Consider the following 26,943-nt stretch of genomic DNA (forward strand, 5'->3'; position numbering starts at 1 on the left):
AGAGTTAGTTAGGAAGAACGCATAATAACGATGGCGATGAAAAAGTTGCTCATAGCGTCGCTGCTGTTCAGCAGCGCCACCGTATACGGTGCTGAAGGGTTCGTAGTGAAGGACATTCATTTCGAAGGCCTGCAGCGAGTCGCCGTTGGTGCGGCTCTCCTCAGTATGCCGGTGCGCACAGGCGACACGGTTAATGATGAAGATATCAGTAACACCATTCGCGCTCTGTTCGCCACCGGCAACTTTGAGGACGTCCGCGTCCTGCGCGATGGTAATACCCTCCTGGTTCAGGTAAAAGAACGTCCGACCATTGCCAGCATCACTTTCTCCGGGAACAAGTCGGTGAAAGATGACATGCTCAAGCAAAACCTCGAAGCGTCTGGCGTACGTGTTGGCGAGTCTCTGGATCGCACCACGTTGTCTGATATCGAAAAAGGTCTGGAAGACTTTTACTATAGCGTAGGTAAATACAGCGCCAGCGTTAAGGCGGTCGTCACGCCGCTACCGCGCAACCGTGTTGATCTTAAACTGGTGTTCCAGGAGGGCGTATCGGCGAAGATCCAACAGATCAACATCGTCGGTAACCATGCCTTTAGCACCGAAGAACTCATTTCTCATTTCCAGTTGCGTGACGAAGTGCCGTGGTGGAACGTCGTCGGCGATCGTAAATACCAGAAACAGAAGCTGGCGGGCGACCTTGAAACCTTGCGCAGCTACTATCTGGATCGCGGCTACGCGCGTTTCAATATTGACTCCACGCAAGTGAGTCTGACGCCGGATAAGAAAGGGATCTACATCACCGTCAATATCACCGAAGGCGATCAGTACAAGCTTTCCGGGGTTCAGGTGAGCGGTAACCTGGCCGGACATTCCGCTGAAATTGAGAACCTGACGAAAATTGAACCGGGCGAGCTCTATAACGGCACCAAAGTGACCAAAATGGAAGATGACATCAAAAAGCTTCTGGGTCGCTATGGTTACGCCTATCCGCGCGTGCAGTCACAGCCTGAAATTAACGATGCTGACAAAACCGTAAAACTGCGCGTAAACGTCGATGCGGGCAACCGTTTCTACGTGCGTAAGATCCGCTTTGAAGGCAACGACACCTCAAAAGATTCCGTTCTGCGCCGTGAAATGCGCCAGATGGAAGGGGCGTGGCTGGGCAGCGACCTGGTTGACCAGGGGAAAGAGCGTCTGAACCGTCTCGGCTTCTTTGAAACCGTCGACACCGACACGCAGCGCGTTCCGGGGAGCCCGGATCAGGTTGATGTGGTGTACAAGGTGAAAGAGCGTAACACTGGTAGCTTCAACTTCGGTATCGGTTACGGTACAGAAAGCGGCGTGAGCTTCCAGGCCGGCGTTCAGCAGGACAACTGGTTAGGTACCGGTTATTCCGTGGGGATTAACGGCACCAAAAACGACTACCAGACCTACAGCGAACTGTCCGTTACTAACCCATACTTTACCGTTGACGGCGTGAGCCTCGGTGGTCGTATCTTCTATAACGACTTCCAGGCGGACGACGCGGATCTATCCGACTATACCAACAAGAGTTACGGTACGGATGTGACGCTTGGCTTCCCCATCAACGAGTACAACACGTTGCGTGCTGGTCTGGGTTATGTCCATAACAAACTGTCCAACATGCAGCCGCAGATCGCGATGGATCGTTATCTTGAGTCGATGGGACAATCTGCTGATACCAGCAGTTTTGCCGCTGATGACTTCACCTTTAACTACGGCTGGACCTATAACAAGCTTGACCGTGGTTATTTCCCGACGGACGGTTCGCGCGTCAATCTGACGGGGAAAGTGACGATTCCAGGTTCCGACAACGAATACTACAAAGTGTCGCTGGATACCGCGACCTATGTGCCTATTGATAACGATCACAAGTGGGTGGTTCTGGGGCGTACTCGCTGGGGTTACGGCGATGGTTTAGGCGGCAAGGAAATGCCGTTCTATGAGAACTTCTATGCCGGTGGTTCCAGTACCGTGCGTGGTTTCCAGTCGAATACTATCGGCCCGAAAGCGGTCTATAAAAATGGCGCCCACACTAGTTGGGACGATAATGATGATTACGAAGACTGTACTCAGGAATCAGGCTGTAAATCAGATGATGCGGTAGGTGGTAATGCCATGGCTGTCGCCAGCCTGGAATTTATTACCCCGACGCCGTTCATCAGCGAAAAGTATGCCAACTCGGTTCGTACCTCCTTCTTCTGGGATATGGGTACCGTTTGGGATACGAACTGGGATCCGTCATCTGCGCCGTCAGATGTACCGGATTACAGCGATCCAGGCAACATCCGTATGTCCGCGGGTATCGCATTACAATGGATGTCCCCATTGGGGCCGTTGGTCTTCTCCTACGCCCAGCCGTTTAAAAAGTACGATGGAGACAAAGCCGAGCAGTTCCAGTTTAACATTGGTAAAACCTGGTAATTGTTCACTGCAAAGGAATGCATTGGTAGTGTAGCGATGACTTTTGGCGATGCCCCCAGGGATCGCCAGGCCACGCAAAGAGCTGTACCTTCGGGTGCAAATGGGATGGTAAGGAGTTTATTGTGAAAAAGTGGTTATTAGCTGCAGGTCTTGGTTTGGCGATGGTAACGTCCGCACAGGCTGCTGACAAAATTGCAATCGTCAACATGGGTAATCTGTTCCAACAGGTTGCGCAGAAGACGGGTGTATCCAATACACTGGAAAACGAATTTAAAGGCCGTGCGGCTGAACTGCAAAAAATGGAAACCGATCTGCAATCTAAAATGCAGCGTCTGCAATCCATGAAAGCAGGTAGCGATCGTACTAAGCTGGAAAAAGACGTGATGTCTCAGCGCCAGACTTTCGCACAAAAAGCGCAGGCTTTTGAGAAAGATCGCGCTCGTCGTTCCAACGAAGAACGCAACAAACTGGTGACTCGTATCCAGACTGCGGTGAAAAAAGTGGCTAACGACCAGAGTATCGATCTGGTGGTAGACGCAAACACCGTTGCTTACAACAGCAGCGATGTGAAAGACATCACCGCTGACGTACTGAAACAGGTTAAATAAGTAATGCCTTCAATTCGACTGGCTGACTTAGCAGAACAGTTGGATGCAGAATTACACGGTGATGGCGATATCGTCATCACCGGCGTTGCGTCCATGCAATCTGCAACAACAGGCCACATTACGTTTATGGTAAATCCTAAGTACCGTGAACACTTAGGTTTATGCCAGGCTTCTGCGGTTGTCATGACGCAGGACGATCTTCCTTTTGCCAAGAGCGCGGCGCTGGTAGTTAAAAATCCCTACCTGACCTACGCGCGCATGGCACAAATTTTAGATACTACGCCGCAACCCGCTCAGAATATCGCACCAAGCGCCGTGATTGATGCGACGGCAACGCTGGGTAGCAATGTTTCAGTCGGCGCGAATGCGGTGATTGAATCTGGCGTACAACTGGGCGATAACGTGGTTATCGGCGCAGGCTGTTTCGTCGGAAAAAATAGCAAAATCGGGGCGGGTTCACGCTTGTGGGCGAACGTAACGATTTACCACGACATTCAGATCGGTGAGAATTGCCTGATCCAGTCCAGTACGGTGATCGGCGCGGACGGTTTTGGCTACGCTAACGATCGTGGCAACTGGGTGAAGATCCCACAACTGGGCCGGGTCATTATTGGCGATCGTGTCGAGATCGGCGCTTGTACCACCATTGACCGTGGCGCGTTGGATGATACTGTTATTGGCAATGGCGTGATTATTGATAATCAGTGCCAGATTGCACATAACGTCGTGATTGGCGACAATACGGCAGTTGCCGGTGGCGTCATTATGGCGGGTAGCCTGAAGATTGGCCGTTACTGCATGATTGGCGGCGCCAGCGTGATCAATGGGCATATGGAAATATGCGACAAAGTCACGGTAACTGGCATGGGTATGGTGATGCGTCCCATCACGGAACCGGGCGTCTACTCCTCAGGCATTCCGCTGCAACCCAACAAAGTATGGCGTAAAACTGCTGCACTGGTGATGAACATTGATGATATGAGCAAGCGTCTCAAAGCGATTGAGCGCAAGGTTAATCAACAAGACTAACGTTCCGCCTTGTAGTTGCCATTCTTTTCCGGCCTGTCACATTCATACGATTGCGGCAGGCCGTGTTATTATTGCCTTTTTGTATATTTGGACAGGAAGAGTATTTTGACTACTAACACTCATACTCTGCAGATTGAAGAGATTTTAGAGCTTCTGCCGCACCGTTTTCCGTTTTTACTGGTCGATCGCGTGCTGGACTTTGAAGAAGGTCGTTTTCTGCGTGCGGTGAAAAATGTCTCCGTCAACGAGCCGTTTTTCCAGGGGCATTTCCCGGGCAAACCGATTTTGCCAGGCGTGCTGATTCTGGAAGCGATGGCGCAGGCAACCGGTATTCTGGCGTTTAAAAGCGTTGGTAAACTGGAACCTGGCGAACTGTATTATTTCGCGGGTATTGATGAAGCGCGCTTTAAGCGTCCGGTGGTGCCAGGCGATCAGATGATCATGGAAGTCACTTTCGAGAAAACGCGCCGTGGCCTGACCCGCTTTAAAGGGGTTGCGCTGGTCGACGGTAAAGTCGTGTGCGAAGCAACCATGATGTGTGCTCGTAGCCGGGAGGCCTGATTCGTGATTGATAAATCCGCCTTTATTCATCCTACCGCCATTGTGGAAGACGGCGCTGTAATTGGCGCTAATGCCCACATTGGTCCCTTTTGTATTGTTGGGCCGCAGGTCGAAATTGGTGAGGGAACCGTACTGAAGTCTCATGTGGTCGTGAATGGTCAAACCAAAATCGGCCGCGACAACGAGATTTATCAGTTTGCCTCCATCGGTGAAGTGAACCAGGATCTGAAATATGCGGGTGAGCCGACCCGTGTGGAAATTGGCGATCGTAACCGCATCCGCGAAAGCGTCACCATTCATCGTGGTACAGTGCAGGGCGGTGGGTTGACGAAGGTGGGTAGCGATAACCTGCTGATGATCAATGCGCATGTCGCACATGATTGTACGGTAGGTAATCGCTGTATCCTCGCCAACAACGCCACGCTGGCGGGGCACGTATCAGTCGATGATTTTGCGATCATCGGCGGTATGACGGCAGTTCATCAATTCTGCATTATCGGTGCGCATGTGATGGTCGGCGGCTGCTCCGGCGTGGCGCAGGATGTCCCGCCGTATGTGATTGCGCAGGGTAACCATGCGACGCCGTTCGGGGTAAATATTGAAGGGCTGAAGCGTCGCGGCTTTAGCCGTGAAGGGCTGGTGGCGATTCGTAATGCCTACAAACTGTTGTACCGCAGTGGTAAAACGCTCGACGAAGCGAAGCTGGAAATCGCTGAACTTGCTGAAAAGCATCCGGAAGTGAAGGCGTTTACCGAGTTCTTTGAGCGTTCAACGCGCGGTCCGATTCGTTAATGGCGGCACAGCGTCCTTTAACGATTGCCCTGGTCGCCGGTGAAACGTCCGGCGATATTCTTGGCGCAGGCTTAATTCGTGCGCTGAAAGCGCGCGTACCCAACGCCCGCTTTGTGGGCGTTGCGGGGCCGCGTATGCAGGCCGAAGGGTGTGAAGCCTGGTACGAAATGGAAGAGCTGGCGGTCATGGGCATTGTTGAAGTGCTCGGACGTTTACGCCGTTTGTTGCATATCCGCGCCGATCTGACCCGCCGTTTTACCGAACTCAAGCCCGATGTCTTTGTCGGGATTGACGCCCCTGATTTCAATATTACCCTCGAAGGTAATCTGAAAAAGCAAGGGATTAAGACCATTCATTATGTCAGCCCGTCCGTTTGGGCCTGGCGACAGAAACGCGTTTTCAAAATAGGCAGATCCACCCATATGGTGCTGGCTTTTCTGCCTTTCGAAAAAGCGTTTTACGATAAATTTAACGTCCCGTGCCGCTTTATCGGTCACACCATGGCGGATGCCATGCCGCTGGACCCGGATAAAAATGCGGCGCGCGATGTGCTGGGTATCCCGCATGACGCCCATTGTCTGGCGCTACTGCCAGGCAGCCGTGGTGCGGAAGTGGAAATGCTCAGCGCCGATTTCCTGAAAACCGCACAATTGCTGCGACAGCGCTATCCCGATCTGGAAGTGGTAGTGCCGCTGGTGAACGCGAAACGCCGCGAGCAGTTTGAAAAAATTAAAGCGGAGGTTGCGCCGGATCTCGCCGTTCATTTGCTGGACGGCATGGCGCGCGAGGCGATGATCGCCAGCGACGCGGCGTTGCTGGCCTCGGGTACGGCGGCGCTGGAGTGTATGCTGGCAAAATGCCCGATGGTCGTGGGGTATCGTATGAAGCCCTTCACTTTCTGGCTGGCGAAACGTCTGGTGAAAACGGAGTATGTGTCTTTGCCTAACCTGCTGGCGGGAAGAGAATTAGTCAAAGAGCTGTTGCAGGAAGAGTGCGAACCGCAAAAACTCGCCGAAGCGCTGTTGCCGCTACTGGCGAACGGTAAAACTAGCCATGCGATGCACGACACCTTCCGTGAACTGCATCAGCAGATCCGCTGTAATGCCGATGAGCAGGCGGCAAATGCCGTCCTGGAGTTAGCACAATGATCGAATTTGTTTATCCACACACCCATTTAGTGGCGGGTGTGGATGAAGTGGGCCGTGGCCCGCTGGTGGGTGCCGTAGTGACCGCCGCCGTGATCCTCGATCCGGCTCGCCCGATCGTCGGTCTGAATGATTCCAAAAAATTGTCTGAAAAGCGTCGTCTGTCATTGTATGACGAGATTAAAGAAAAGGCGTTAAGCTGGAGTCTGGGACGCGCGGAAGCGCATGAAATTGATGAGCTGAATATTTTGCACGCCACCATGCTCGCCATGCAGCGCGCTGTCGCTGGACTGCATATTGCGCCAGAATATGTGCTGATCGACGGCAATCGCTGTCCGGCGCTGCCTGTGCCGTCAATGGCCGTGGTGAAAGGCGACAGCCGCGTGGCGGAGATTAGCGCGGCGTCTATTCTGGCGAAAGTCACCCGCGACGCAGAAATGGCGGCGCTGGATATCGTTTTTCCTCAGTATGGCTTTGCGCAGCACAAAGGCTATCCAACCGCTTTTCATCTGGAAAAGTTGGCACAGTATGGCGCGACGGCGCACCACCGACGCAGTTTTGCGCCTGTTAAACGCGCTCTGGGACTTGTGTCCTGATTCTTGTATCGAGAAATCTGAAGATGTCTGAACCACGTTTCGTTCACCTGCGGGTGCACAGCGACTACTCTATGATCGATGGGCTGGCGAAGACCGGGCCGCTGGTGAAAAAGGCGGCCTCATTAGGTATGCCTGCGCTGGCGATCACCGATTTTACCAACCTCTGCGGTCTGGTGAAGTTCTACGGAGCGGGTCATGGCGCGGGCATTAAACCCATCGTCGGGGCGGACTTTAACGTTCACAACGAACTGCTGGGAGATGAGCTGACTCATCTGACGGTACTGGCGGCGAATAATACGGGATACCAGAACTTGACGTTGCTGATCTCGAAAGCGTATCAGCGCGGCTACGGCGCGGCAGGCCCGATTATCGAGCGCGACTGGTTGGTAGAGCTTAAAGAAGGTTTGATTCTGATTTCCGGCGGACGCATGGGCGACGTAGGCCGCTGTCTGCTACGCGGCAACCAGGCGCTGGTGGAGGAGTGCGTTGCTTTCTATGAAACGCATTTTCCCGATCGCTACTTCCTGGAACTGATCCGTACCGGCAGACAGGACGAAGAGACCTATCTCCATGCTGCGGTTGAACTGGCTGAGGCACGTGGTTTGCCGGTTGTCGCGACAAACGATGTCCGTTTCCTTGAAAGCGATGATTTTGACGCCCATGAGATTCGTGTCGCGATCCACGACGGTTTCACGCTCGACGATCCTAAACGTCCACGCAATTATTCACCGCAGCAGTATATGCGCAGTGAAGAAGAAATGTGCGAGCTGTTCTCCGATATTCCGGAGGCGCTGGAAAATACGGTGGAGATTGCCAAACGCTGCAACGTAACGGTGCGTCTGGGTGAATATTTCCTGCCGCAGTTCCCGACCGGCGATATGACCACCGAAGATTATCTGGTCAAAAAATCGAAAGAGGGGCTGGAAGAGCGTCTGGCTTTCCTGTTTCCGGACGAAGAAGAGCGCAAAAAGCGTCGCCCGGAATATGACGAGCGTCTGGATATTGAACTACAGGTTATCAACCAGATGGGGTTCCCTGGCTACTTCCTCATCGTGATGGAGTTTATCCAGTGGTCAAAAGATAACGGCGTGCCGGTAGGGCCGGGACGTGGTTCCGGGGCTGGTTCGCTGGTGGCCTACGCGCTGAAAATTACCGACCTTGATCCGCTGGAATTTGACCTGCTGTTCGAACGTTTCCTGAACCCGGAACGTGTCTCGATGCCTGACTTCGACGTTGACTTCTGTATGGAGAAACGCGACCAGGTGATTGAGCACGTCGCAGACATGTACGGGCGTGATGCGGTATCGCAGATTATCACCTTCGGTACGATGGCGGCGAAAGCCGTTATCCGCGATGTGGGCCGCGTGCTGGGGCATCCGTACGGTTTTGTCGATCGTATCTCGAAGCTGGTGCCGCCCGATCCGGGCATGACGCTGGCAAAAGCCTTTGAAGCGGAACCGCAACTGCCGGAAATTTACGAGGCGGATGAAGAGGTCAGAGCGCTGATCGATATGGCGCGTAAGCTCGAAGGCGTCACGCGTAACGCCGGTAAGCACGCTGGCGGCGTGGTCATCGCGCCGACCAAAATTACCGACTTTGCGCCGCTGTACTGCGATGAAGAGGGCAAGCATCCGGTTACCCAGTTTGATAAAAGCGACGTGGAATATGCCGGGCTGGTGAAGTTCGACTTCCTCGGTTTGCGTACGCTGACCATCATCAACTGGGCGCTGGAGATGATCAACAAGCGGCGCGAGAAAAACGGCGAGCCGCCGCTGGATATCGCCGCCATTCCGCTGGATGACAAGAAAAGCTTCGACATGCTGCAGCGCTCGGAAACCACGGCGGTCTTCCAGCTTGAATCGCGCGGCATGAAAGATCTGATCAAACGTCTGCAGCCGGACTGCTTTGAAGATATGATCGCACTGGTGGCCCTGTTCCGTCCCGGCCCGTTGCAGTCAGGGATGGTAGATAACTTTATCGACCGTAAGCACGGTCGTGAAGAACTCTCTTACCCGGACGTTCAGTGGCAGCATGAAAGCCTGAAGCCGGTACTGGAGCCGACCTACGGCATCATTCTGTATCAGGAACAGGTGATGCAGATTGCCCAGGTACTTTCCGGGTATACTCTCGGCGGCGCGGATATGCTGCGTCGTGCGATGGGTAAGAAAAAGCCGGAGGAGATGGCCAAACAGCGTTCCGTTTTTGAAGAGGGCGCGAAAAAGAACGGTATCGACGGCGAACTGGCGATGAAAATCTTTGACCTGGTGGAGAAATTCGCCGGTTACGGGTTTAACAAATCGCACTCCGCCGCTTATGCGCTGGTTTCTTACCAGACGCTATGGCTAAAGGCGCACTATCCGGCTGAATTTATGGCGGCGGTGATGACTGCCGATATGGACAACACCGAGAAGGTCGTCGGCCTGGTGGACGAGTGCTGGCGGATGGGACTGAAAATTCTGCCGCCGGATATTAACTCCGGATTGTACCATTTCCACGTTAACGATGAGGGCGAGATCGTCTACGGTATCGGCGCGATCAAAGGCGTCGGCGAAGGGCCGATCGAAGCGATCATCGACGCGCGTAATCAGGGCGGCTATTTCCGCGAGCTGTTTGATCTGTGCGCGCGGACCGACACCAAAAAGCTCAACCGCCGGGTGCTGGAAAAGCTGATCATGTCCGGGGCGTTCGACCGCCTGGGGCCGCACCGCGCCGCGCTGATGAACTCATTGGGCGATGCGCTGAAAGCCGCCGACCAGCACGCCAAAGCGGAAGCTATCGGTCAGGCGGATATGTTCGGCGTACTGGCGGAAGAGCCGGAGCAAATCGAGCAATCCTATGCCAGCTGCCAGCCGTGGCCGGAGCAGGTGGTGTTAGATGGGGAACGTGAAACGTTGGGGCTGTACCTGACGGGCCACCCCATCAATCAGTATTTAAAAGAAATTGAGCGCTATGTCGGCGGGGTAAGGCTCAAAGACATGCATCCGACAGAACGTGGTAAAGTCACCACGGCTGCGGGGCTCGTGATTGCCGCAAGGGTTATGGTCACCAAGCGCGGCAATCGTATCGGCATCTGTACGCTGGATGACCGTTCCGGGCGTCTGGAAGTGATGTTATTTACCGACGCGCTGGATAAATACCAGCAGTTGCTGGAAAAAGACCGCATACTTATCGTCAGCGGACAGGTCAGCTTTGATGACTTCAGCGGGGGGCTTAAAATGACCGCCCGCGAAGTGATGGATATTGACGAAGCTCGCGAAAAATACGCTCGCGGGCTTGCTATCTCGCTGACGGACAGGCAAATTGATGACCAGCTTTTAAACCGACTCCGTCAGTCTCTGGAACCCCACCGCTCGGGGACCATTCCAGTACATCTCTACTATCAGAGGGCGGATGCGCGTGCGCGGCTGCGTTTTGGCGCAACGTGGCGTGTCTCTCCGAGCGATCGTTTACTTAACGATCTGCGTGGCCTCATTGGTTCGGAGCAGGTGGAACTGGAGTTTGACTAATACAGGAATACTATGAGTCTGAATTTCCTTGATTTTGAACAGCCGATAGCAGAGCTGGAAGCGAAAATCGATTCTCTGACTGCGGTAAGCCGCCAGGATGAGAAACTGGATATTAATATCGATGAAGAAGTCCATCGCCTGCGCGAAAAAAGCGTAGAACTGACGCGCAAAATCTTCGCCGATCTCGGCGCATGGCAGGTAGCCCAACTGGCGCGCCATCCGCAGCGTCCGTACACCCTGGATTATGTCCGTCTGGCGTTTGATGAGTTTGATGAGCTGGCGGGCGATCGCGCCTATGCTGATGACAAAGCCATCGTCGGCGGTATCGCGCGTCTGGAAGGGCGACCGGTGATGATCATTGGTCATCAGAAAGGTCGTGAAACCAAAGAAAAAATTCGTCGTAACTTTGGCATGCCAGCGCCGGAAGGCTACCGCAAAGCGCTGCGCCTGATGGAAATGGCTGAACGCTTCAACATGCCGATTATCACCTTCATCGACACCCCGGGCGCTTACCCTGGCGTGGGCGCGGAAGAGCGTGGTCAGTCTGAAGCCATCGCCCGCAACCTGCGTGAGATGTCTCGTCTGAACGTACCGGTCATCTGCACCGTGATTGGCGAAGGCGGCTCCGGCGGCGCATTGGCGATTGGCGTGGGTGATAAAGTGAATATGCTGCAATACAGCACCTATTCCGTTATCTCCCCGGAAGGTTGCGCCTCTATTTTGTGGAAGAGCGCCGACAAAGCGCCATTGGCTGCTGAAGCGATGGGCATCATCGCGCCGCGTCTGAAAGAGCTGAAGCTAATCGATTCCATCATTCCGGAGCCGCTGGGCGGCGCGCACCGTAATCCGGAAGCGATGGCGGCATCGCTAAAAGCGCAGCTGCTGGAAGATTTAGCCGATCTCGATGTGTTAAGCACCGATGATTTAAAAAACCGTCGTTACCAGCGTTTGATGAGCTACGGTTACGCCTAATCATTTACCTCATTTTTCCCCAAGAGGCCGGATAATCCGGCCTCTTTTTTTTGGTCGAGGAAAAATGAGACGCCGATGAGTTGATGTGATTAAACGCAACGGCATGTTCTCCCTGACACTGTATCAACTGCCAGGCGTGTGGCCAGGGCAGGCAGTGAACTACCCTTCAAGGAGAAAATTATGGGATTGCAAAAAACACTGGCGCTCAGCGCCGTAGCGGCAGGGATCATGTTGAGCTTATCCGGTGCGCAGGCCGCGCCGCTGCTTAGCAGTAGTGAGCCAATGACCATTAACGCCAGCGATCTGGCGGCGAAAGAGAAAGCGCTAACGGATTTTCCGTTAATGGAGGCCGTGAAATCCTCTATTCAGACGTTGGATAACAGCGCGGTCGAACAAATCGAACCGGGGCGCGCCGCTAACCCGGCAAACGTAAAACGCGTTGAAAGTATTCTGAAAGAGGCCGACTGGGATTATCTGTTCCCGATGCGCGCGCCGGAATATACTTACTCTAACTTCCTGAAAGCGATAGGTAAATTCCCGGCGGTTTGTGGTACCTACACCGATGGACGCGATAGCGACGCTATCTGCCGTAAAACCCTGGCTACTATGTTTGCGCATTTTGCCCAGGAGACGGGCGGTCACGAAAGCTGGCGTGACATTCCGGAATGGCGTCAGGCGCTGGTCTATCTGCGCGAAGTCGGCTGGACTGAAGGGCAGAAAGGCGGCTACAACGGCGAATGTAACCCGGATGTATGGCAGGGCCAGACCTGGCCGTGCGGTAAAGATAAGGACGGCGATTTCCTCAGCTATTTTGGTCGCGGGGCAAAACAGCTTTCTTATAACTACAACTATGGGCCTTTCTCTGACGCGATGTATGGCGACGTTCGCCCTCTGCTGGATAAACCCGAGCTGGTGGCGGATACCTGGATGAACCTGGCGAGCGCCGTCTTCTTCTTTGTGTATCCGCAGCCGCCGAAGCCGTCTATGCTACATGTGATTGACGGTACCTGGCAGCCAAACGATCGCGATAAAGCAAACGGCCTGGTATCAGGTTTCGGCGTCACCATTCAGATCATCAATGGCGGCGTGGAGTGCGGCGGCGCAGATGAGAATGCGCAGTCGCTTAACCGTATCGCCTACTACAAAGAGTTTGCCAACTACCTGAAAGTGCCGGTGCCGGCTGACGAAGTGTTGGGCTGTAAAAAGATGAAGCAGTTCGATGAAGGCGGCGCTGGCGCATTACCGATCTATTGGGAACAAGACTGGGGCTGGAGCGCCGATACTGCGGACGGTAAAACCTATTCCTGCCAGTTAGTTGGATATCAGACGCCGTATACCGCCTTTAAAGAGGGCGACTACACGAAATGTGTACAACATTATTTCAACGTTAATGTCGTCGATGATAACGGAACCACTGAACCGGATGTCACGCCAACTCCGGCGCCAGTGACGGATGAAAACGTGGCACCAGTCGCGCGCATTGCCGGGCCGGTCGGGGCGGTGGAAGCCGGTAGCCAGGTTTCACTCAGCGCGGAAGGATCGACCGACGCGAATGGCGACAAGCTCACCTATACCTGGATGTCGCAGGATGGCAAAACGCTGAGCGGCCAGGATAAAGCCGTTGTCATTTTCAACGCGCCGGATGTTACTCAGAACACCCAGTATGTGGTGAATCTGACCGTTAGCGACGGTACGCTCTCCAGTACAGCGGTTTATACGCTGAATGTGAAAGCGAAGGCCGCCGCTGCGGATGACGAAGATAAGACCACCAGCTATCCTGCCTGGAGCAGCAGCCAGAAATGGAATCCGGGCGACATCGTTAACAGTAATGGCGCGTTGTACCAGTGCAAACCGTTCCCGGAAGGCTCATGGTGTAATGTTGCGCCTGCCTACTATGAGCCCGGCGTAGGGATTGCCTGGGCCGATGCATGGAACGCATTGTAATAAGATAAATCCTGTCGGTGCTTTGCATCGGCAGGATTGTTACTATGCTTATCTCAGGTTTTTTCAGGAGAAAGCATGAACATCATCGCCATTATGGGGCCGCACGGGGTTTATTATAAAGATGAACCCATCAAGGAGCTTGAGCGTGCATTACAATCCCTGGGATTTCAAATTATCTGGCCGCAAAATAGCGTTGACTTGTTGAAGTTTATTGAACATAACCCGCGCATCTGCGGCGTTATTTTTGACTGGGATGAATACAGTCTCGACCTTTGTAGCGAAATCAACCAGCTAAATGAATACCTTCCTCTCTACGCCTTTATCAATACCAACTCCACGCTGGACGTTAGCGTTCACGATATGCGCATGGCGCTGTGGTTTTTTGAGTATGCGTTGGGGCTGGCTGAAGATATCGCGACGCGCATTCATCAATATACAAACGAATATCTCGATAATATTACGCCGCCGTTTACCAAAGCGCTGTTTACCTACGCCAAAGAAGGAAAATATACCTTTTGTACGCCGGGTCATATGGCGGGAACGGCGTATCAGAAAAGCCCGCCAGGCTGTCTGTTTTATGACTTTTTTGGCGGCAATACCTTAAAGGCCGATGTGTCGATTTCGGTGACTGAACTGGGATCGTTGCTGGATCACACCGGGCCGCATCTGGAAGCGGAAGAGTATATCGCCCGTACTTTTGGCGCCGAGCAGAGTTATATGGTGACGAACGGTACGTCGACCTCAAATAAAATTGTCGGTATGTATGCCGCGCCTGCGGGAAGTACGCTACTTATTGATCGTAATTGTCATAAATCGCTGGCGCATTTGCTGATGATGAGCGATGTGGTGCCTCTCTGGTTGAAGCCGACGCGCAATGCGCTCGGCATTCTCGGCGGTATTCCCCGAAGGGAATTTACCCGTGCAAGCATCGAAAGCAAGATAGAGGAGACCCCTCAGGCGCAATGGCCGGTGCATGCGGTTATCACCAATTCGACTTACGATGGTCTGCTGTATAACACTAACTGGATCAAGCAGATGCTGGACGTTCCCTCGATCCATTTTGATTCCGCCTGGGTACCCTATACCCATTTCCATCCGATCTACCAGGGGAAAAGCGGGATGAGCGGCGATCGGGTGCCCGGAAAAGTGATTTTCGAAACGCAATCCACCCATAAAATGCTGGCGGCTTTTTCGCAGGCGTCGCTTATTCATATCAAAGGGGAATATGACGAAGAGACGTTTAACGAAGCGTTTATGATGCACACTTCCACATCGCCGAGCTATCCCATTGTCGCCTCTATCGAGACCGCGGCGGCGATGCTGCGCGGCAATCCAGGGAAAAGATTGATTAATCGTTCGGTGGAACGGGCGCTCCATTTTCGTAAAGAGGTACAGCGGCTACGTGAAGAGTCCGATAGCTGGTTCTTTGATATCTGGCAGCCGGAAGAGGTTGATGAGGCCGAATGCTGGCCGGTCACGCCGGGAGAAACCTGGCATGGCTTCGCCGATGCCGATGACGATCATATGTTTCTCGATCCGGTTAAGGTGACAATCCTGACGCCGGGGATGGATGAACAGGGCAACATGAGCGAAGAGGGGATACCCGCCGCGCTGGTGGCGAAGTTCCTCGATGAGCGAGGCGTGGTGGTGGAAAAAACCGGGCCGTATAATCTGCTGTTTTTGTTCAGCATAGGGATTGATAAGACCCGTGCGATGGGGCTGCTGCGCGGACTGACGGAATTTAAACGCGCCTACGATCTTAACCTGCGCGTCAAAAATATGTTGCCGGATCTGTATGCGGAAGATCCGGATTTTTATCGCAATATGCGCATTCAGGATCTGGCGCAGGGGATCCATAAACTGATCCGCCAGCACGATCTTCCGGGGCTGATGCTGCGGGCGTTCGAGGTTTTACCGGAGATGATTATGACCCCGCACCAGGCCTGGCAGCGTCAGATCAAAGGCGAGGTGGAAACCGTGGCGCTCGATCAACTGCCAGGGCGCGTTTCCGCGAATATGATCCTGCCTTATCCGCCAGGCGTTCCGCTGTTGATGCCCGGCGAGAGGATCACGCAACAGAGTAGGGCCGTGCTCGATTTTCTGCTGATGCTCTGCTCGATTGGCCAGCATTATCCCGGTTTTGAAACGGATATTCACGGCGCGAAACGGAATGAAGACGGGGTGTACCAGGTACGAGTCTTAAAACACGCCTGTTAGCTTGCCTGACGGGAATGTGACGAGTAACGTACTGATAATCAATAAAGGAGACGCTATGCTGGGATTAAAACAGGTTCATCACATCGCGATCATTGCGACAGACTATGCGGTGAGCAAGGCGTTTTATTGCGATATTCTGGGGTTCGATCTGTTAAGCGAAGTCTGGCGGGAAGAGCGTGACTCGTGGAAGGGCGATTTGGCGCTAAACGGGCAGTATGTGATTGAGCTTTTCTCTTTTCCCTTCCCTCCGGCGCGTCCAAGCCGACCTGAAGCCTGCGGCCTGCGCCATCTGGCTTTCAGCGTGGAAAATGTGGAAAACGCCGTTGCACATCTGGAAAAGCATCAGGTTAAGTGCGAACCGATACGCATCGATCCGTATACCGGGAAGCGCTTTACTTTTTTCAACGATCCGGACGGTTTACCGCTTGAGCTGTATGAGCAGTAAGGCTTGTCATTAAGACGCTCGCCAGGTAACGTTGCCGGGCTAAGTCACTATAAGCATGGATCATGACCACTCTCACGTTGAATACCTCGTTACTCTCTTCTCGCCGTATTCTGGCTGCCTTTAGCGGTGGCCTGGATTCTACGGTGCTTCTGCATCAACTGGTGTTGTGGCGAGAACGCCATCCTGACGTCACGCTGCGTGCTATCCATATTCATCACGGTTTAAGCCCTCATGCTGATAGCTGGGTGCGGCATTGCGAAACCGTATGCGAACGCTGGCAGGTTCCGCTGGTAGTGGAGCGGGTGACGTTGGCGGATAATGGCCTGGGTATCGAGGCCCATGCGCGTGAAGCGCGCTACCGGGCGTTCGCACAGACGCTATTGCCTGGCGAAGTGCTGGCAACCGCGCAGCACCTTGACGATCAGTGTGAAACGTTCCTGCTGGCGTTAAAGCGCGGCAGCGGTCCGGCCGGACTTTCCGCGATGGGAGAACGCTCGCCTTTTGCCGGAACTCTGCTTCTTCGCCCGCTGTTGAGAGAAACGCGGAAGACGCTGGAACAGTGGGCTGTGCGTCATGGCTTATGCTGGATTGAAGATGAAAGCAATCAGGATGATGCCTACGATCGCAATTTTTTACGCCTGCGCGCGCTTCCGCTCTTGCAGCAGCGCTGGCCGCATTTTCCTGCGTCGGTAGCCCGTAGCGCGACGCTCTGCGCCGAGCAAGAAAGGCTGCTGGACGAGCTTCTGGCCAGCGATCTTACGGACTGTATCACGACGGAGGGAACATTGCGGCTCTCTCCATTAATGTCGATGAGCGATGTACGGCGGGCGGCGATTTTGCGTCGCTGGCTGGCGATGCGTAATGCGCCGATGCCCTCTCGCGACGCGCTGGAACGTATCTGGCAGGAGGTGGCGCTGGCGCGCGACGATGCCTCTCCCTGTTTACGCTTTGGCGATCACGAGATTCGCCGTTATCAGTCGCAACTGTGGTGGATTAAATCCGTGGCCGGACAACACGAAACGACGGTCGCCTGGCCCGTCTGGCAAACACCGCTGGCGCTGCCTGCCGGCTTAGGGACGGTACAGCTCGTTCCTGGCGGCGAACTGCGCCGACCGCGAGAGGAAGAATCCGTCAGCATTCGGTTTAAAGCGCCAGGGTTGCTACACATTGTGGGACGTCACGGCGGACGTAAATTAAAGAAAATCTGGCAGGAGCAGGGGATCCCGCCCTGGCGACGAGACACCACCCCGCTGTTGTTTTACGGCGAAACGCTGATTGCGGCTGCGGGTGTTTTTGTGACGCGTGAGGGAGCAGCAGAAGATAAAGAAGGGGTGAGTCTGGTTTGGCATGCCTGATGGCGCTGCGCTTATCAGGCCTACGTATCGCATGGAACGTAGGCCGGATAAGGTGCTTGCACCACCATCCGGCAACAAAATACTCAGGATTCGCTAACTACCACGGTACCAATTTCCGGGTGGCTGAAACTGGCGATTTTATCGAGACGAAGCTCACAAGACTCGCCGGAAACCTCGGCAAGCAGATATTCTACGTTTTTACGTAAGATCAAATCGTTCGCTTTTGCCTGCAAAACCTCGCCATCTTTTAACGTTAGCGTCAGTATTAAATGATGCATGCAGGCAAGCTCAAGACTATCGTAGTCATCGCAATTAATGGGTTGATAAGTTTCATTCATTGACATAATCGCTCACCAGTAAGTTCGCGGCAGCATAAGCTGCCTTTTCCCTGACCGACTCTGAAAGGGCGCTATCTGCCGCCACTTCATTAAGCACTTTCAATACACAACCCAGCGCATCCGGGACATACCCTAAGTCTCCGCTGGCGATTTCCGCATACCGCTTGCGTACTAACTCACAATATTTTTCCACATGCCCTCCTGTCAGCATTCTGACTTAACCGTGGATGCAAGTCTAAGCCTACGAAGTTAAATCTTGTTTAGCAAGGTGACTATACCATACTCATTTGCGCAATATCAGCGCCTGACGCGAGTGGGTAAAAGATTCGTTAACAGCCTTTTAGCGCGGTTTTCGCTACAATGGGCGCCTGATTCGAAAGGAGTTTTCTCATGGCGCTTAAAGCGACAATTTATAAAGCCGTCGTCAATGTGGCTGACCTTGATCGCAACCGGTTTCTGGATGCGGCATTGACGCTGGCGCGTCACCCTTCTGAAACGCAGGAGCGCATGATGCTGCGCCTGTTGGCATGGATAAAATATGCTGATGAACGGTTGCAGTTTACACGTGGGCTCAGCGCGGAAGATAAGCCGGAGGCCTGGCTGCGCAACGATCATCTGGGCATCGATCTCTGGATTGAGCTGGGGCTGCCGGATGAGCGCCGTATTAAGAAAGCCTGTACTCAGGCGAGCGATGTCGCGCTCTTTGCTTATAACTCCCGGGCGGCGCAAATCTGGTGGCAGCAGCATCAAAGCAAGTGCGCGCAGTTCGCTAACCTGTCCGTCTGGTATCTGGATGACGGGCAGCTGGCGCAGCTCAGTGAATTTGCCGATCGTACCATGACGCTACAGGCGACGATTCAGGACGGCGCAATCTGGCTTTCTAATGCTCGGAATAATCTGGAAATACAGCTAACCGCCTGGCAACAGCCCTCATGATTGCCATCTCCCGGACGGTCTCCATAGCCGATAATGAGCTGGAAATTACGGCCATTCGCGCGCAGGGCGCGGGTGGTCAGCACGTAAATAAGACCTCTAGCGCGATTCATTTGCGCTTTGACATTCGGGCCTCTGGCCTGCCAGAGTATTATAAACAGCGTTTGCTGACGGCCAGCCACCATCTGATAAGCGATGATGGCGTCATTATCATTAAGGCGCAGGAGTTCCGGAGCCAGGAGCTCAACCGGGAAGCGGCTATCGCCAGGCTGGTTGCCGTCATAAAAGAATTAACCGCGGAGCAGAAAAGCCGTCGCGCAACCCGTCCGACGCGTGCCTCGAAAGAGCGCCGCTTGTCCTCAAAGGCGCAAAAATCTTCTGTAAAGGCGCTTCGCGGCAAAGTTCGTCGTCCACTGGATTGACGGGCAGGAATAGCAATTTCATAAGGATTTTATGGTGAGAACAGCAATATTGTCAGTAGCGGCAGCCTGTACGCTATTTGCATTGATAGGGTGTAATAACCGTGCGGAAGTTGACGCCCTGCAACCTGCGCAGGCGGCGGAATTAAAACCCATGCAGCAAAGCTGGCGCGGCGTGCTGCCCTGTGCGGATTGTGAAGGTATTGAAACGTCACTGTTTCTGGAAAAAGACGGCACATGGGTGATGAACGAGCGCTATCAGGGCGTGCGCGAAGAACCTTCCTCTTTTGCGTCATACGGTACCTGGGCGCGGACGGCGGATAAACTGGTGTTAACCGACAGCAATGGCGAGAAATCGTATTATCGCGCGAAAGGCAATGAGCTGGAGATGCTCGACAGAGAAGGCAATCCGGTGGCTTCGCAGCTTAATTATACGCTTGTGCCTGTTACCGCCAGCCTGCCGGTAACGCCAATGCCGCTGCGTGGTATGTATGTATACAGGGCCGATGCGGCGACCTTTACCGATTGTGCGACCGGAATACGGCTCCCGGTCGCCAGTAACGCCCAGCTTGAGCGCGGCTATCTGACAGCGAAAGGTGAAGCGGAAAAACCGGTGCTGCTGACGGTAGAAGGGCATTTTGTGTTTGCTGCGAACCCGGACACGGGCGAGCCGGTAAAAATGCTAATAGCCGATAAAAATGCGAAGTTTGCGCCGGGTAAAGATTGCACTCACTAATAAAAGGCCTCGCAGCGCAGGGTGCGAGGCCTTTACATATCTGCCGGGTGGCGCCGGGCAATCCCAACAAAATGTCGTTTAGCCTTTAATCGCCTTGACCAGATAATCAACGATATCGCCGGTTTTAATCAGCGATTTTTCACCGCTACGACGGTATTTATACTCAATATCGTCGTTATCCAGGTTGCGATCGCCAATCACGATAGTATGTGGAATACCAATCAGCTCCATATCGGCAAACATCACGCCCGGGCGCTCTTTACGGTCGTCCATCAGCACTTCAATGCCTTGCGCGCGCAATTCGCTGTACAGCTTTTCCGCCAGCTCCTGCACACGGAAGGATTTGTGCATATTCATCGGCAGAATAGCGACCTGGAAAGGCGCAATGGCGTCAGGCCATACAATGCCGCGCTCGTCAAAGTTCTGCTCGATAGCCGCGGCAACGACACGTGTTACGCCGATACCGTAGCAGCCCATTGTCAGGATCTGGTTACGGCCATCTTCACCCTGAACGGAGGCTTTCAGCGCTTCTGAGTACTTGGTACCTAACTGGAAGATGTGACCCACTTCGATACCGCGTTTGATAAGCAACGTTCCCTGACCATCCGGACTCGGATCGCCGGCGACTACGTTACGGATGTCGGCAACAACAGGCGTCGCCACATCGCGATCCCAGTTAATACCAAAGTAGTGTTTACCGTCGATGTTGGCGCCAGCGGCAAAATCGCTCATGGCGGCAACGGTACGATCGATGATGACCGGAATCGGCATATTGACCGGGCCGAGGGAGCCAGGGCCGGCATTAATTACGGCGCGAATCTCTTCTTCGGTAGCGAAGGTCAGCGGGCTGGCAACGTGCGGCAGTTTTTCCGCTTTAACTTCATTCAGTTCATGATCGCCGCGAACCAGCAGAGCCACCAGCGGAGACTTGCTGTCTTTCACCGCTTTCACCAGCAGCGTTTTTACCGTTTTTTCAATTGGCAGGTTGAATTGTTCCACCAGCTCCGCGATGGTTTTGGCATTTGGCGTATCGACCAGAGTCATTTCCTGCGTCGCCGCTGCGCGCGGCGTTTGCGGCGCGATAGCTTCTGCCAGTTCAATGTTAGCCGCGTAATCAGAAACATCAGAGAAAACGATATCGTCTTCGCCGCTTTGCGCCAGCACCTGGAATTCATGCGAGGCGTTGCCGCCGATAGAACCGGTATCGGCCTGTACCGCGCGGAAATCCAGCCCCATACGGCTGAAGATACGGCTATACGCGGCGTACATGGCGTCATAGGTTTCCTGCAACGACTCCTGAGAGGTGTGGAAAGAGTAAGCATCTTTCATCAGGAATTCGCGCGAACGCATCACGCCAAAGCGCGGACGCACTTCATCACGGAATTTGGTCTGGATTTGGAAGAAGTTCAGCGGCAACTGCTTATAAGAGCTGAGTTCATTACGCACCAGGTCGGTGATAACTTCTTCGTGGGTCGGGCCGAGTACGAACGGACGCTCGCCACGGTCGACAAAACGCAGCAGTTCCGGACCGTACTGTTCCCAACGACCACTCTCTTGCCACAGGTCGGCTGGCTGAACGACTGGCATCGACACCTCGATAGCACCGGCGTTGTTCATCTCTTCACGCACGATGTTTTCGACTTTTTTCAGGACGCGCAGGCCGGTCGGCAGCCAGGTATATAACCCGGAGGCGAGCTTGCGGATCATCCCGGCACGCAGCATCAGCTGGTGGCTGATAACCTCGGCGTCGGCAGGTGTCTCCTTCAGAGTGGAGAGCAGGTATTGGCTAGTACGCATGTTGTTACGGTTCCAGTTGAACGATCGAACAGGCTCAATGTGAGCCTGATACAAAAAAAGTGATTTAGTTTACCAGCGTGCAAGAGATGTCAAAAGAGAAGGGCGTGAAATTACCGTGGTTCCAGCGCAAACACTTCAAATCCCGAGTTAACCACACGCCAGCGCACGTTAAAATCATGCAGCCAGACGGCATAGGTTTTGCCCGTCTCTTCACCCTTACGATAAGCCGGGCGAGGATCTTGCGCCAGCACATCGCAAATAAATGTCCGTAGCTGCGGATAACGCCTTTCCAGCGTCGTAAGCTGTTGAGCCACCTCAGCGGTAAAACTCACGGGCATTTCAGCTATCGGCGCCTGTTGCGCATAGCTGGCGGCGGCGTCCGGTAAGGCCTCGGCAAACGGTAAATACGGTTTGATATCCACCACCGGCGTGCCATCCACCAGATCCAGACTGCCTAATTTCAGAATTACGCTCTCTTTCCGGCACTCGATACCTTTTAGCGCAACGAGCGACATGCCAATCGGATTGGGGCGGAACGTGGAGCGCGTGGCAAAAACGCCCATTCTGGCGTTACCGCCAAGACGGGGCGGACGAACTGTCGGCCGCCAGCCGCCGTCCATCGTCTGATGAAAAACGAAAAGTACCCACAAATGGCTGAACGCTTCCAGGCCGCGAACGGCATCGGCCTGGTTGTAAGGCGCTATCAGATGCAGTTCGCCGCAGGCGCTTTTGACCAGACCAGGCTGGCGCGGAACGGCGAATTTTTCTTTATAGGGGGAGCGAATAACGCCGATTTGTTCAAACTGAAAGCTGCTCATTTCGCCGAAATATTCAGGGCGGACCCGATACAAACCGCCTGACGGTAGCAGCCTGGCGTGCCGCTGGTAATTTCACAGCTGTGCAGCAGGACGGCGTTGGCTTTCATTTTAGATGCATTAATCTGCATACGCTTGCGCGCAGTTGGAATGTTAGGCGGAGAGTCTTGATTTGTCGCCTGGCAGGATTCGCCGCTAACCTCGCCAAGATCGCGGAAAGGTTTGCCGACTAAGTCTTCAGCATTGGTGTAAATCCTGACGGGAGCGGCACGCGGCGCTTTAGGTTTCTCCGGCTCCGCTTTTGGCGGGGTTGCGGTGCTTTGAACGGGTTCAACAGGGGATCTGCTTAGCATGGAACAACCGCCCAGCATGAGTGCCAATAAACAGATCGGTAAAGCACGCATAATATTTCCTCAATGAATGTTCTAATTGCCAGATATTGAATCAGGAGCTTGCATAAATGACAAGACGGGCAATAGCCCGTCCTGAATAATATTACAGATTGTGGAATCAGCCTAAAACTTACCAGCCTTTCACCGCACCGCCATTAAAAACTTTATTTGCGGCTTCGTACACTTCATCAGACTGGTAAGCCTGAACGAATTTTTTCACATTCTCGGCGTCTTTGTTGTCTTCACGCGTCACGATCAGGTTAACGTACGGAGAATCTTTATCTTCAACGAAGATACCGTCTTTCGCTGGCGTCAGGCCAATCTGGCTGGCGTAAGTCGTATTGATGACCGCTAACGCGATCTGCGCGTCATCCAGCGAACGCGGCAACTGCGGCGCTTCCAGCTCAACAATTTTCAGATTTTTCGGGTTTTCCACGATATCCAGCGAGGTAGGAAGCAGACCGACGCCGTCTTTCAGTTTAATCAGCCCTACTTTTTGCAGCAGCAACAGGGAACGACCAAGGTTGGTCGGGTCGTTAGGCACAGCGACCTGGGAACCGTCCTTGAGCTCATCCAGAGATTTGATTTTTTTGGAATATCCTGCAATGGGATAGACAAAAGTCTTACCAACGGAAACCAGTTTGTAACCGCGATCTTTGATTTGCTGATCCAGATACGGTTTGTGCTGGAAGGCATTGGCATCGATATCGCCTTTGCTTAGCGCTTCATTAGGCAGAACATAATCATTAAAGGTCACCAATTCCACGTCCAGGCCGTATTTTTCTTTCGCGACTTTCTGCGCGACTTCGGCAACTTGCTGCTCTGCGCCAACGATTACGCCGACTTTAATATGATTCGGATCTTTTTCATCCTGACCGCAACCCGCAAGTGCCAGAGAACCAATCAGAGCACCCACTGCCGCAAAGGTTTTGAATTTGAACGCCATGCTTATTTCCTTAATGAGTATTTGTGTTGTGTTTAACGTTACTTATGCGTGACAGCCCTGACGATGCGATCGCCGGATAACTGAATTAAATAAACCAGAACGACAAGTAATACCAGCACCGTATTCATCACGGTAGCATTGTATCCAATATAACCGTACTGATAGCCGATTTGACCGAGGCCGCCTGCGCCGACGGCGCCGCCCATTGCGGAGTAACCGACCAGGGTGATCAGTGTAATGGTTGCCGCATTCACCAGACCAGGCAGCGCTTCCGGTAAAAGGATTTTACGTACAATTTGCAGCGGCGTGGCGCCCATCGCTCGCGAGGCTTCAATCAGCCCGGCAGGGATCTCTAACAACGCATTTTCCACCATACGGGCGATAAAAGGCGCGGCGCCGACGGTCAGCGGTACAATCGCGGCCTGCAAACCAATGGAGGTGCCGACAATTATTCGGGTAAAAGGAATCATCCACACCAACAGGATGATAAAGGGAATCGAGCGGAAAATATTGACCACCGCAGAGAGGGAGCGATACAGCCTGGCGTTCTCCATAATCTGCCCCGGGCGCGTAACATACAGCAATACGCCAACCGGCAGGCCAATCACGAAACCGAAGAAACCGGAGACAAAGGTCATCGCCAGCGTTTCCCAGACGCCACGAACCAGTAACCACATCATTGCCTCAGACATAACCCAGTACCTCTACTTTCACATGGTGATCCTGCAGCCAGGCAATTGCGGCTTGCGTCTCTTCTTGTGTGCCGTGCATTTCCGTTAGCATAATGCCGAACTTCACACCGCCCGCGTAATCCATCTGCGCGCTGATAATATTATTGTTCACGTTGAAACGACGCGCGGTTTCAGAAAGCAGTGGGGCATCCACAGACTGCCCGGTGAACTCCATGCGCAGCATCGGCACGCTGTCAGTTTCCGGCGACGCTTTCAAACGCGCCTGGTAATCTTCCGGAATGTCCAGGTGCAGAGTGGACTGAATAAACTTCTGCGCCAGCGGCGTTTTAGGATGCGAGAAGACTTCGCTGACCGTATCCTGCTCAATAAGCTCGCCATTACTGATGACGGCAACGCAGTCGCAGATACGTTTTACGACATCCATTTCATGAGTGATAAGCAGAATCGTCAACCCCAGACGACGGTTGATATCTTTCAGCAATTCCAGAATCGAACGGGTCGTTGCGGGATCAAGCGCGCTGGTGGCTTCATCGCACAGCAACACTTTTGGATTACTGGCTAACGCGCGGGCAATCGCGACACGCTGTTTCTGACCGCCGGAAAGATTTGCCGGATAGCTGTCGTGCTTGTCGCCAAGACCGACTAAATCCAGCAGCTCTGTGACACGGCGTTTGATCTCTTCCTTTGGTGTGTTATCCAGTTCCAGCGGCAACGCGACGTTGCCAAACACGGTACGGGAAGAGAGCAGGTTAAAATGTTGGAAAATCATGCCGATTTGACGGCGAGCTTTGGTCAACTCAGACTCTGAAAGCGTTGTCAGCTCCTGACCGCCGACCTGAACGCTACCTTCGGTTGGACGTTCAAGTAAGTTTACGCAGCGAATGAGCGTACTTTTACCGGCGCCGGAGGCGCCGATGACGCCGTAAATTTGTCCGGCAGGGACATGCAGGCTGACATTGTTCAGCGCCTGAATGGTGCGCGCCCCCTGCTGGAACACTTTGGTAATATTCGAAAGTTTAATCATTGATTCTTTATTATCGTAATGAAATGAGCGGAGGCATTTTCGTCTGCCTAATACGGTCAACGCCGTCAACAGAATGGATGTTAAGGCATCCAGACGTCTAAATCAATCAGGCTTTATACGATGAGCACTTTCTTGCCTGCTGAAACATGCGATACTAGCGCCACTTGCTTTACTCAGGAGCTATAAAAGGTGGCAAAGTCTGTACCCGCAATTTTTCTCGACCGTGACGGCACCATTAATGTGGATCACGGCTACGTACATGAAATCGATGCATTCGAGTTTATAGACGGTGTTATTGACGCGATGCGCGAGCTAAAAAAAATGGGCTATGCGTTGGTGGTGGTGACGAACCAGTCCGGAATCGCGCGCGGCAAATTCACTGAGGCGCAGTTTGAAACGTTAACCGAATGGATGGACTGGTCGTTGGCGGATCGCGATGTTGATTTGGACGGCATCTATTATTGTCCTCACCATCCGCAGGGCAGTATAGAAGAGTTCCGTCAGGTATGTGATTGTCGCAAGCCGCATCCAGGAATGCTTATCTCGGCGCGTGATTTTCTGCATATCGATATGGCGGCTTCTTATATGGTGGGAGACAAGCTGGAAGATATGCAGGCGGCAGCGGCGGCAAATGTCGGGACAAAAGTGCTGGTGCGTACGGGCAAACCGGTCACGGCAGAAGCAGAAAACGCGGCGGACTGGGTGTTAAACAGCCTTGCTGACCTGCCATCAGCGATAAAAAAGCAGCAAAAATAAGCGTTATGGATAAAAGATGAGCGGTTAAAACAAAAATGCATTTTTCCGCTTGTCTTCCTGAACCGACTCCCTATAATGCGCCTCCATCGACACGGCGGATGTGAATCACTTCACACAAACAGCCGGTCGGTTGAAGAGAAAAATCCTGAAATTCAGGGTTGACTCTGAAAGAGGAAAGCGTAACATACGCCACCTCGCGACGGTGAGCTGAAAGCCGCGTCGCACCGGCTCTTTAACAATTTATCAGACAATCTGTGTGGGCACTCGAAGATACGGATTCTTAACGTCCTCGGACGAAAAATGAATACCAAGTCTCAAGAGTGAACACGTAATTCATTACGAAGTTTAATTCATTGAGCATCAAACTTTTAAATTGAAGAGTTTGATCATGGCTCAGATTGAACGCTGGCGGCAGGCCTAACACATGCAAGTCGAACGGTAACAGGAAGCAGCTTGCTGCTTCGCTGACGAGTGGCGGAC

General features: G+C 53.3%; 25 protein-coding genes and 1 rRNA gene. 18 read left to right on the plus strand and 8 right to left on the minus strand.

Annotated elements, in window-relative coordinates; all coding sequences use genetic code 11:
• The first annotated feature begins 30 nt into the window (after nt 1–30).
• The 13 genes from bamA (at nt 31) to tilS (ending at nt 17,615) form a co-directional block, all read left to right on the plus strand.
• On the plus strand, nt 31–2,445 hold the full coding sequence (gene bamA, locus J4617_RS19705; protein WP_001240935.1) for an outer membrane protein assembly factor BamA: 2,415 nt from the start codon (nt 31–33) through the stop codon (nt 2,443–2,445).
• Between the two features lie 122 nt (nt 2,446–2,567).
• Complete coding sequence (gene skp / locus J4617_RS19710) at nt 2,568–3,053, plus strand: molecular chaperone Skp (protein ID WP_000758966.1); 486 nt, start codon at nt 2,568–2,570, stop codon at nt 3,051–3,053.
• Nucleotides 3,054–3,056: 3 nt separating this feature from the next.
• Nucleotides 3,057–4,082, plus strand: a complete 1,026-nt coding sequence (gene lpxD, locus J4617_RS19715) for a UDP-3-O-(3-hydroxymyristoyl)glucosamine N-acyltransferase (RefSeq protein ID WP_001139265.1) — start codon at nt 3,057–3,059, stop codon at nt 4,080–4,082.
• 105 nt (nt 4,083–4,187) lie between these two features.
• The gene (gene fabZ, locus J4617_RS19720) at nt 4,188–4,643 is read left to right on the plus strand and encodes a 3-hydroxyacyl-ACP dehydratase FabZ (protein ID WP_000210741.1); all 456 of its coding nucleotides are present in this window, start codon (nt 4,188–4,190) and stop codon (nt 4,641–4,643) included.
• Nucleotides 4,644–4,646: 3 nt separating this feature from the next.
• Nucleotides 4,647–5,435, plus strand: coding sequence for an acyl-ACP--UDP-N-acetylglucosamine O-acyltransferase (gene lpxA / locus J4617_RS19725; protein ID WP_000565950.1), 789 nt, complete (start codon nt 4,647–4,649; stop codon nt 5,433–5,435).
• Nucleotides 5,435–6,583 carry a lipid-A-disaccharide synthase gene (gene lpxB / locus J4617_RS19730; RefSeq protein ID WP_000741217.1) on the plus strand — a complete coding sequence of 383 codons (1,149 nt, stop codon included), beginning with the start codon at nt 5,435–5,437 and terminating at the stop codon, nt 6,581–6,583. The genes lpxA and lpxB overlap by 1 nt, the downstream gene beginning before the upstream one ends.
• On the plus strand, nt 6,580–7,176 hold the full coding sequence (gene rnhB, locus J4617_RS19735) for a ribonuclease HII (protein ID WP_000569411.1): 597 nt from the start codon (nt 6,580–6,582) through the stop codon (nt 7,174–7,176). The genes lpxB and rnhB overlap by 4 nt, the downstream gene beginning before the upstream one ends.
• Before the next feature lie 23 nt (nt 7,177–7,199).
• On the plus strand, nt 7,200–10,682 hold the full coding sequence (dnaE, locus tag J4617_RS19740; RefSeq protein ID WP_001294821.1) for a DNA polymerase III subunit alpha: 3,483 nt from the start codon (nt 7,200–7,202) through the stop codon (nt 10,680–10,682).
• Nucleotides 10,683–10,694: 12 nt separating this feature from the next.
• On the plus strand, nt 10,695–11,654 hold the full coding sequence (gene accA, locus J4617_RS19745) for an acetyl-CoA carboxylase carboxyl transferase subunit alpha (RefSeq protein WP_000055753.1): 960 nt from the start codon (nt 10,695–10,697) through the stop codon (nt 11,652–11,654).
• A 180-nt stretch (nt 11,655–11,834) separates the two neighbouring features.
• A complete protein-coding gene (locus tag J4617_RS19750; RefSeq protein ID WP_000524169.1) occupies nt 11,835–13,598 on the plus strand; it encodes a chitinase in 1,764 nt (587 codons plus the stop codon).
• A gap of 75 nt (nt 13,599–13,673) precedes the next feature.
• A complete protein-coding gene (ldcC, locus tag J4617_RS19755; RefSeq protein WP_001021052.1) occupies nt 13,674–15,815 on the plus strand; it encodes a lysine decarboxylase LdcC in 2,142 nt (713 codons plus the stop codon).
• A gap of 55 nt (nt 15,816–15,870) precedes the next feature.
• Entirely contained in the window at nt 15,871–16,260 is a 390-nt protein-coding gene (locus J4617_RS19760; RefSeq protein WP_000901088.1) for a VOC family protein, read from the plus strand.
• 62 nt (nt 16,261–16,322) lie between these two features.
• A complete protein-coding gene (gene tilS / locus J4617_RS19765; RefSeq protein ID WP_017465926.1) occupies nt 16,323–17,615 on the plus strand; it encodes a tRNA lysidine(34) synthetase TilS in 1,293 nt (430 codons plus the stop codon).
• A gap of 83 nt (nt 17,616–17,698) precedes the next feature.
• Here the strand turns inward: tilS and rof are convergent, their stop codons facing one another.
• Both rof and J4617_RS19775 read right to left on the minus strand, forming a co-directional pair.
• Entirely contained in the window at nt 17,699–17,959 is a 261-nt protein-coding gene (gene rof, locus J4617_RS19770; protein ID WP_000062330.1) for a Rho-binding antiterminator, read from the minus strand.
• On the minus strand, nt 17,946–18,146 hold the full coding sequence (locus J4617_RS19775; RefSeq protein ID WP_001518678.1) for a YaeP family protein: 201 nt from the start codon (nt 18,144–18,146) through the stop codon (nt 17,946–17,948). The genes rof and J4617_RS19775 overlap by 14 nt, the downstream gene beginning before the upstream one ends.
• A gap of 197 nt (nt 18,147–18,343) precedes the next feature.
• On the opposite strand from J4617_RS19775, the gene J4617_RS19780 reads away from it, so the two are divergent.
• Genes J4617_RS19780 through nlpE form a run of 3 tightly spaced genes read left to right on the plus strand, consistent with a single transcriptional unit; the run spans nt 18,344 to nt 20,041 of the window.
• Nucleotides 18,344–18,889 carry a YaeQ family protein gene (locus J4617_RS19780; RefSeq protein ID WP_017465925.1) on the plus strand — a complete coding sequence of 182 codons (546 nt, stop codon included), beginning with the start codon at nt 18,344–18,346 and terminating at the stop codon, nt 18,887–18,889.
• Nucleotides 18,886–19,308: an alternative ribosome rescue aminoacyl-tRNA hydrolase ArfB gene (arfB, locus tag J4617_RS19785; protein WP_000560527.1), complete on the plus strand. Its 423-nt coding sequence runs from the start codon at nt 18,886–18,888 to the stop codon at nt 19,306–19,308. Before J4617_RS19780 ends, arfB begins: the two co-directional genes overlap by 4 nt.
• 31 nt (nt 19,309–19,339) lie before the next feature.
• Nucleotides 19,340–20,041, plus strand: a complete 702-nt coding sequence (gene nlpE, locus J4617_RS19790) for an envelope stress response activation lipoprotein NlpE (RefSeq protein WP_017465924.1) — start codon at nt 19,340–19,342, stop codon at nt 20,039–20,041.
• 78 nt (nt 20,042–20,119) lie between these two features.
• Here the strand turns inward: nlpE and proS are convergent, their stop codons facing one another.
• From proS to metN, 6 genes are all read right to left on the minus strand, one after another.
• Entirely contained in the window at nt 20,120–21,838 is a 1,719-nt protein-coding gene (proS, locus tag J4617_RS19795) for a proline--tRNA ligase (protein ID WP_001260683.1), read from the minus strand.
• Nucleotides 21,839–21,948: 110 nt separating this feature from the next.
• The gene (tsaA, locus tag J4617_RS19800) at nt 21,949–22,656 is read right to left on the minus strand and encodes a tRNA (N6-threonylcarbamoyladenosine(37)-N6)-methyltransferase TrmO (RefSeq protein ID WP_000093986.1); all 708 of its coding nucleotides are present in this window, start codon (nt 22,654–22,656) and stop codon (nt 21,949–21,951) included.
• Nucleotides 22,653–23,057: an Rcs stress response system protein RcsF gene (rcsF, locus tag J4617_RS19805; protein ID WP_001202315.1), complete on the minus strand. Its 405-nt coding sequence runs from the start codon at nt 23,055–23,057 to the stop codon at nt 22,653–22,655. The genes tsaA and rcsF overlap by 4 nt, the downstream gene beginning before the upstream one ends.
• A 118-nt stretch (nt 23,058–23,175) precedes the next feature.
• The gene (gene metQ, locus J4617_RS19810) at nt 23,176–23,991 is read right to left on the minus strand and encodes a methionine ABC transporter substrate-binding lipoprotein MetQ (RefSeq protein ID WP_000874215.1); all 816 of its coding nucleotides are present in this window, start codon (nt 23,989–23,991) and stop codon (nt 23,176–23,178) included.
• A gap of 38 nt (nt 23,992–24,029) precedes the next feature.
• Nucleotides 24,030–24,683 carry a methionine ABC transporter permease MetI gene (locus tag J4617_RS19815; protein WP_001287486.1) on the minus strand — a complete coding sequence of 218 codons (654 nt, stop codon included), beginning with the start codon at nt 24,681–24,683 and terminating at the stop codon, nt 24,030–24,032.
• Nucleotides 24,676–25,707, minus strand: coding sequence for a methionine ABC transporter ATP-binding protein MetN (gene metN, locus J4617_RS19820; RefSeq protein WP_000594017.1), 1,032 nt, complete (start codon nt 25,705–25,707; stop codon nt 24,676–24,678). The genes J4617_RS19815 and metN overlap by 8 nt, the downstream gene beginning before the upstream one ends.
• A 189-nt stretch (nt 25,708–25,896) precedes the next feature.
• Here metN and gmhB point away from each other — a divergent pair, with 189 nt between their 5' ends.
• Nucleotides 25,897–26,463, plus strand: a complete 567-nt coding sequence (gene gmhB, locus J4617_RS19825; RefSeq protein ID WP_001140158.1) for a D-glycero-beta-D-manno-heptose 1,7-bisphosphate 7-phosphatase — start codon at nt 25,897–25,899, stop codon at nt 26,461–26,463.
• Nucleotides 26,464–26,833: 370 nt separating this feature from the next.
• Nucleotides 26,834–26,943 (plus strand): 16S ribosomal RNA (locus tag J4617_RS19830); the annotation flags it as partial.

Origin of the sequence: Salmonella sp. 32010601201800023SM (genome assembly GCF_017572235.1) — a bacterium.
Classification (GTDB): Bacteria; Pseudomonadota; Gammaproteobacteria; order Enterobacterales; family Enterobacteriaceae; genus Salmonella; species Salmonella enterica.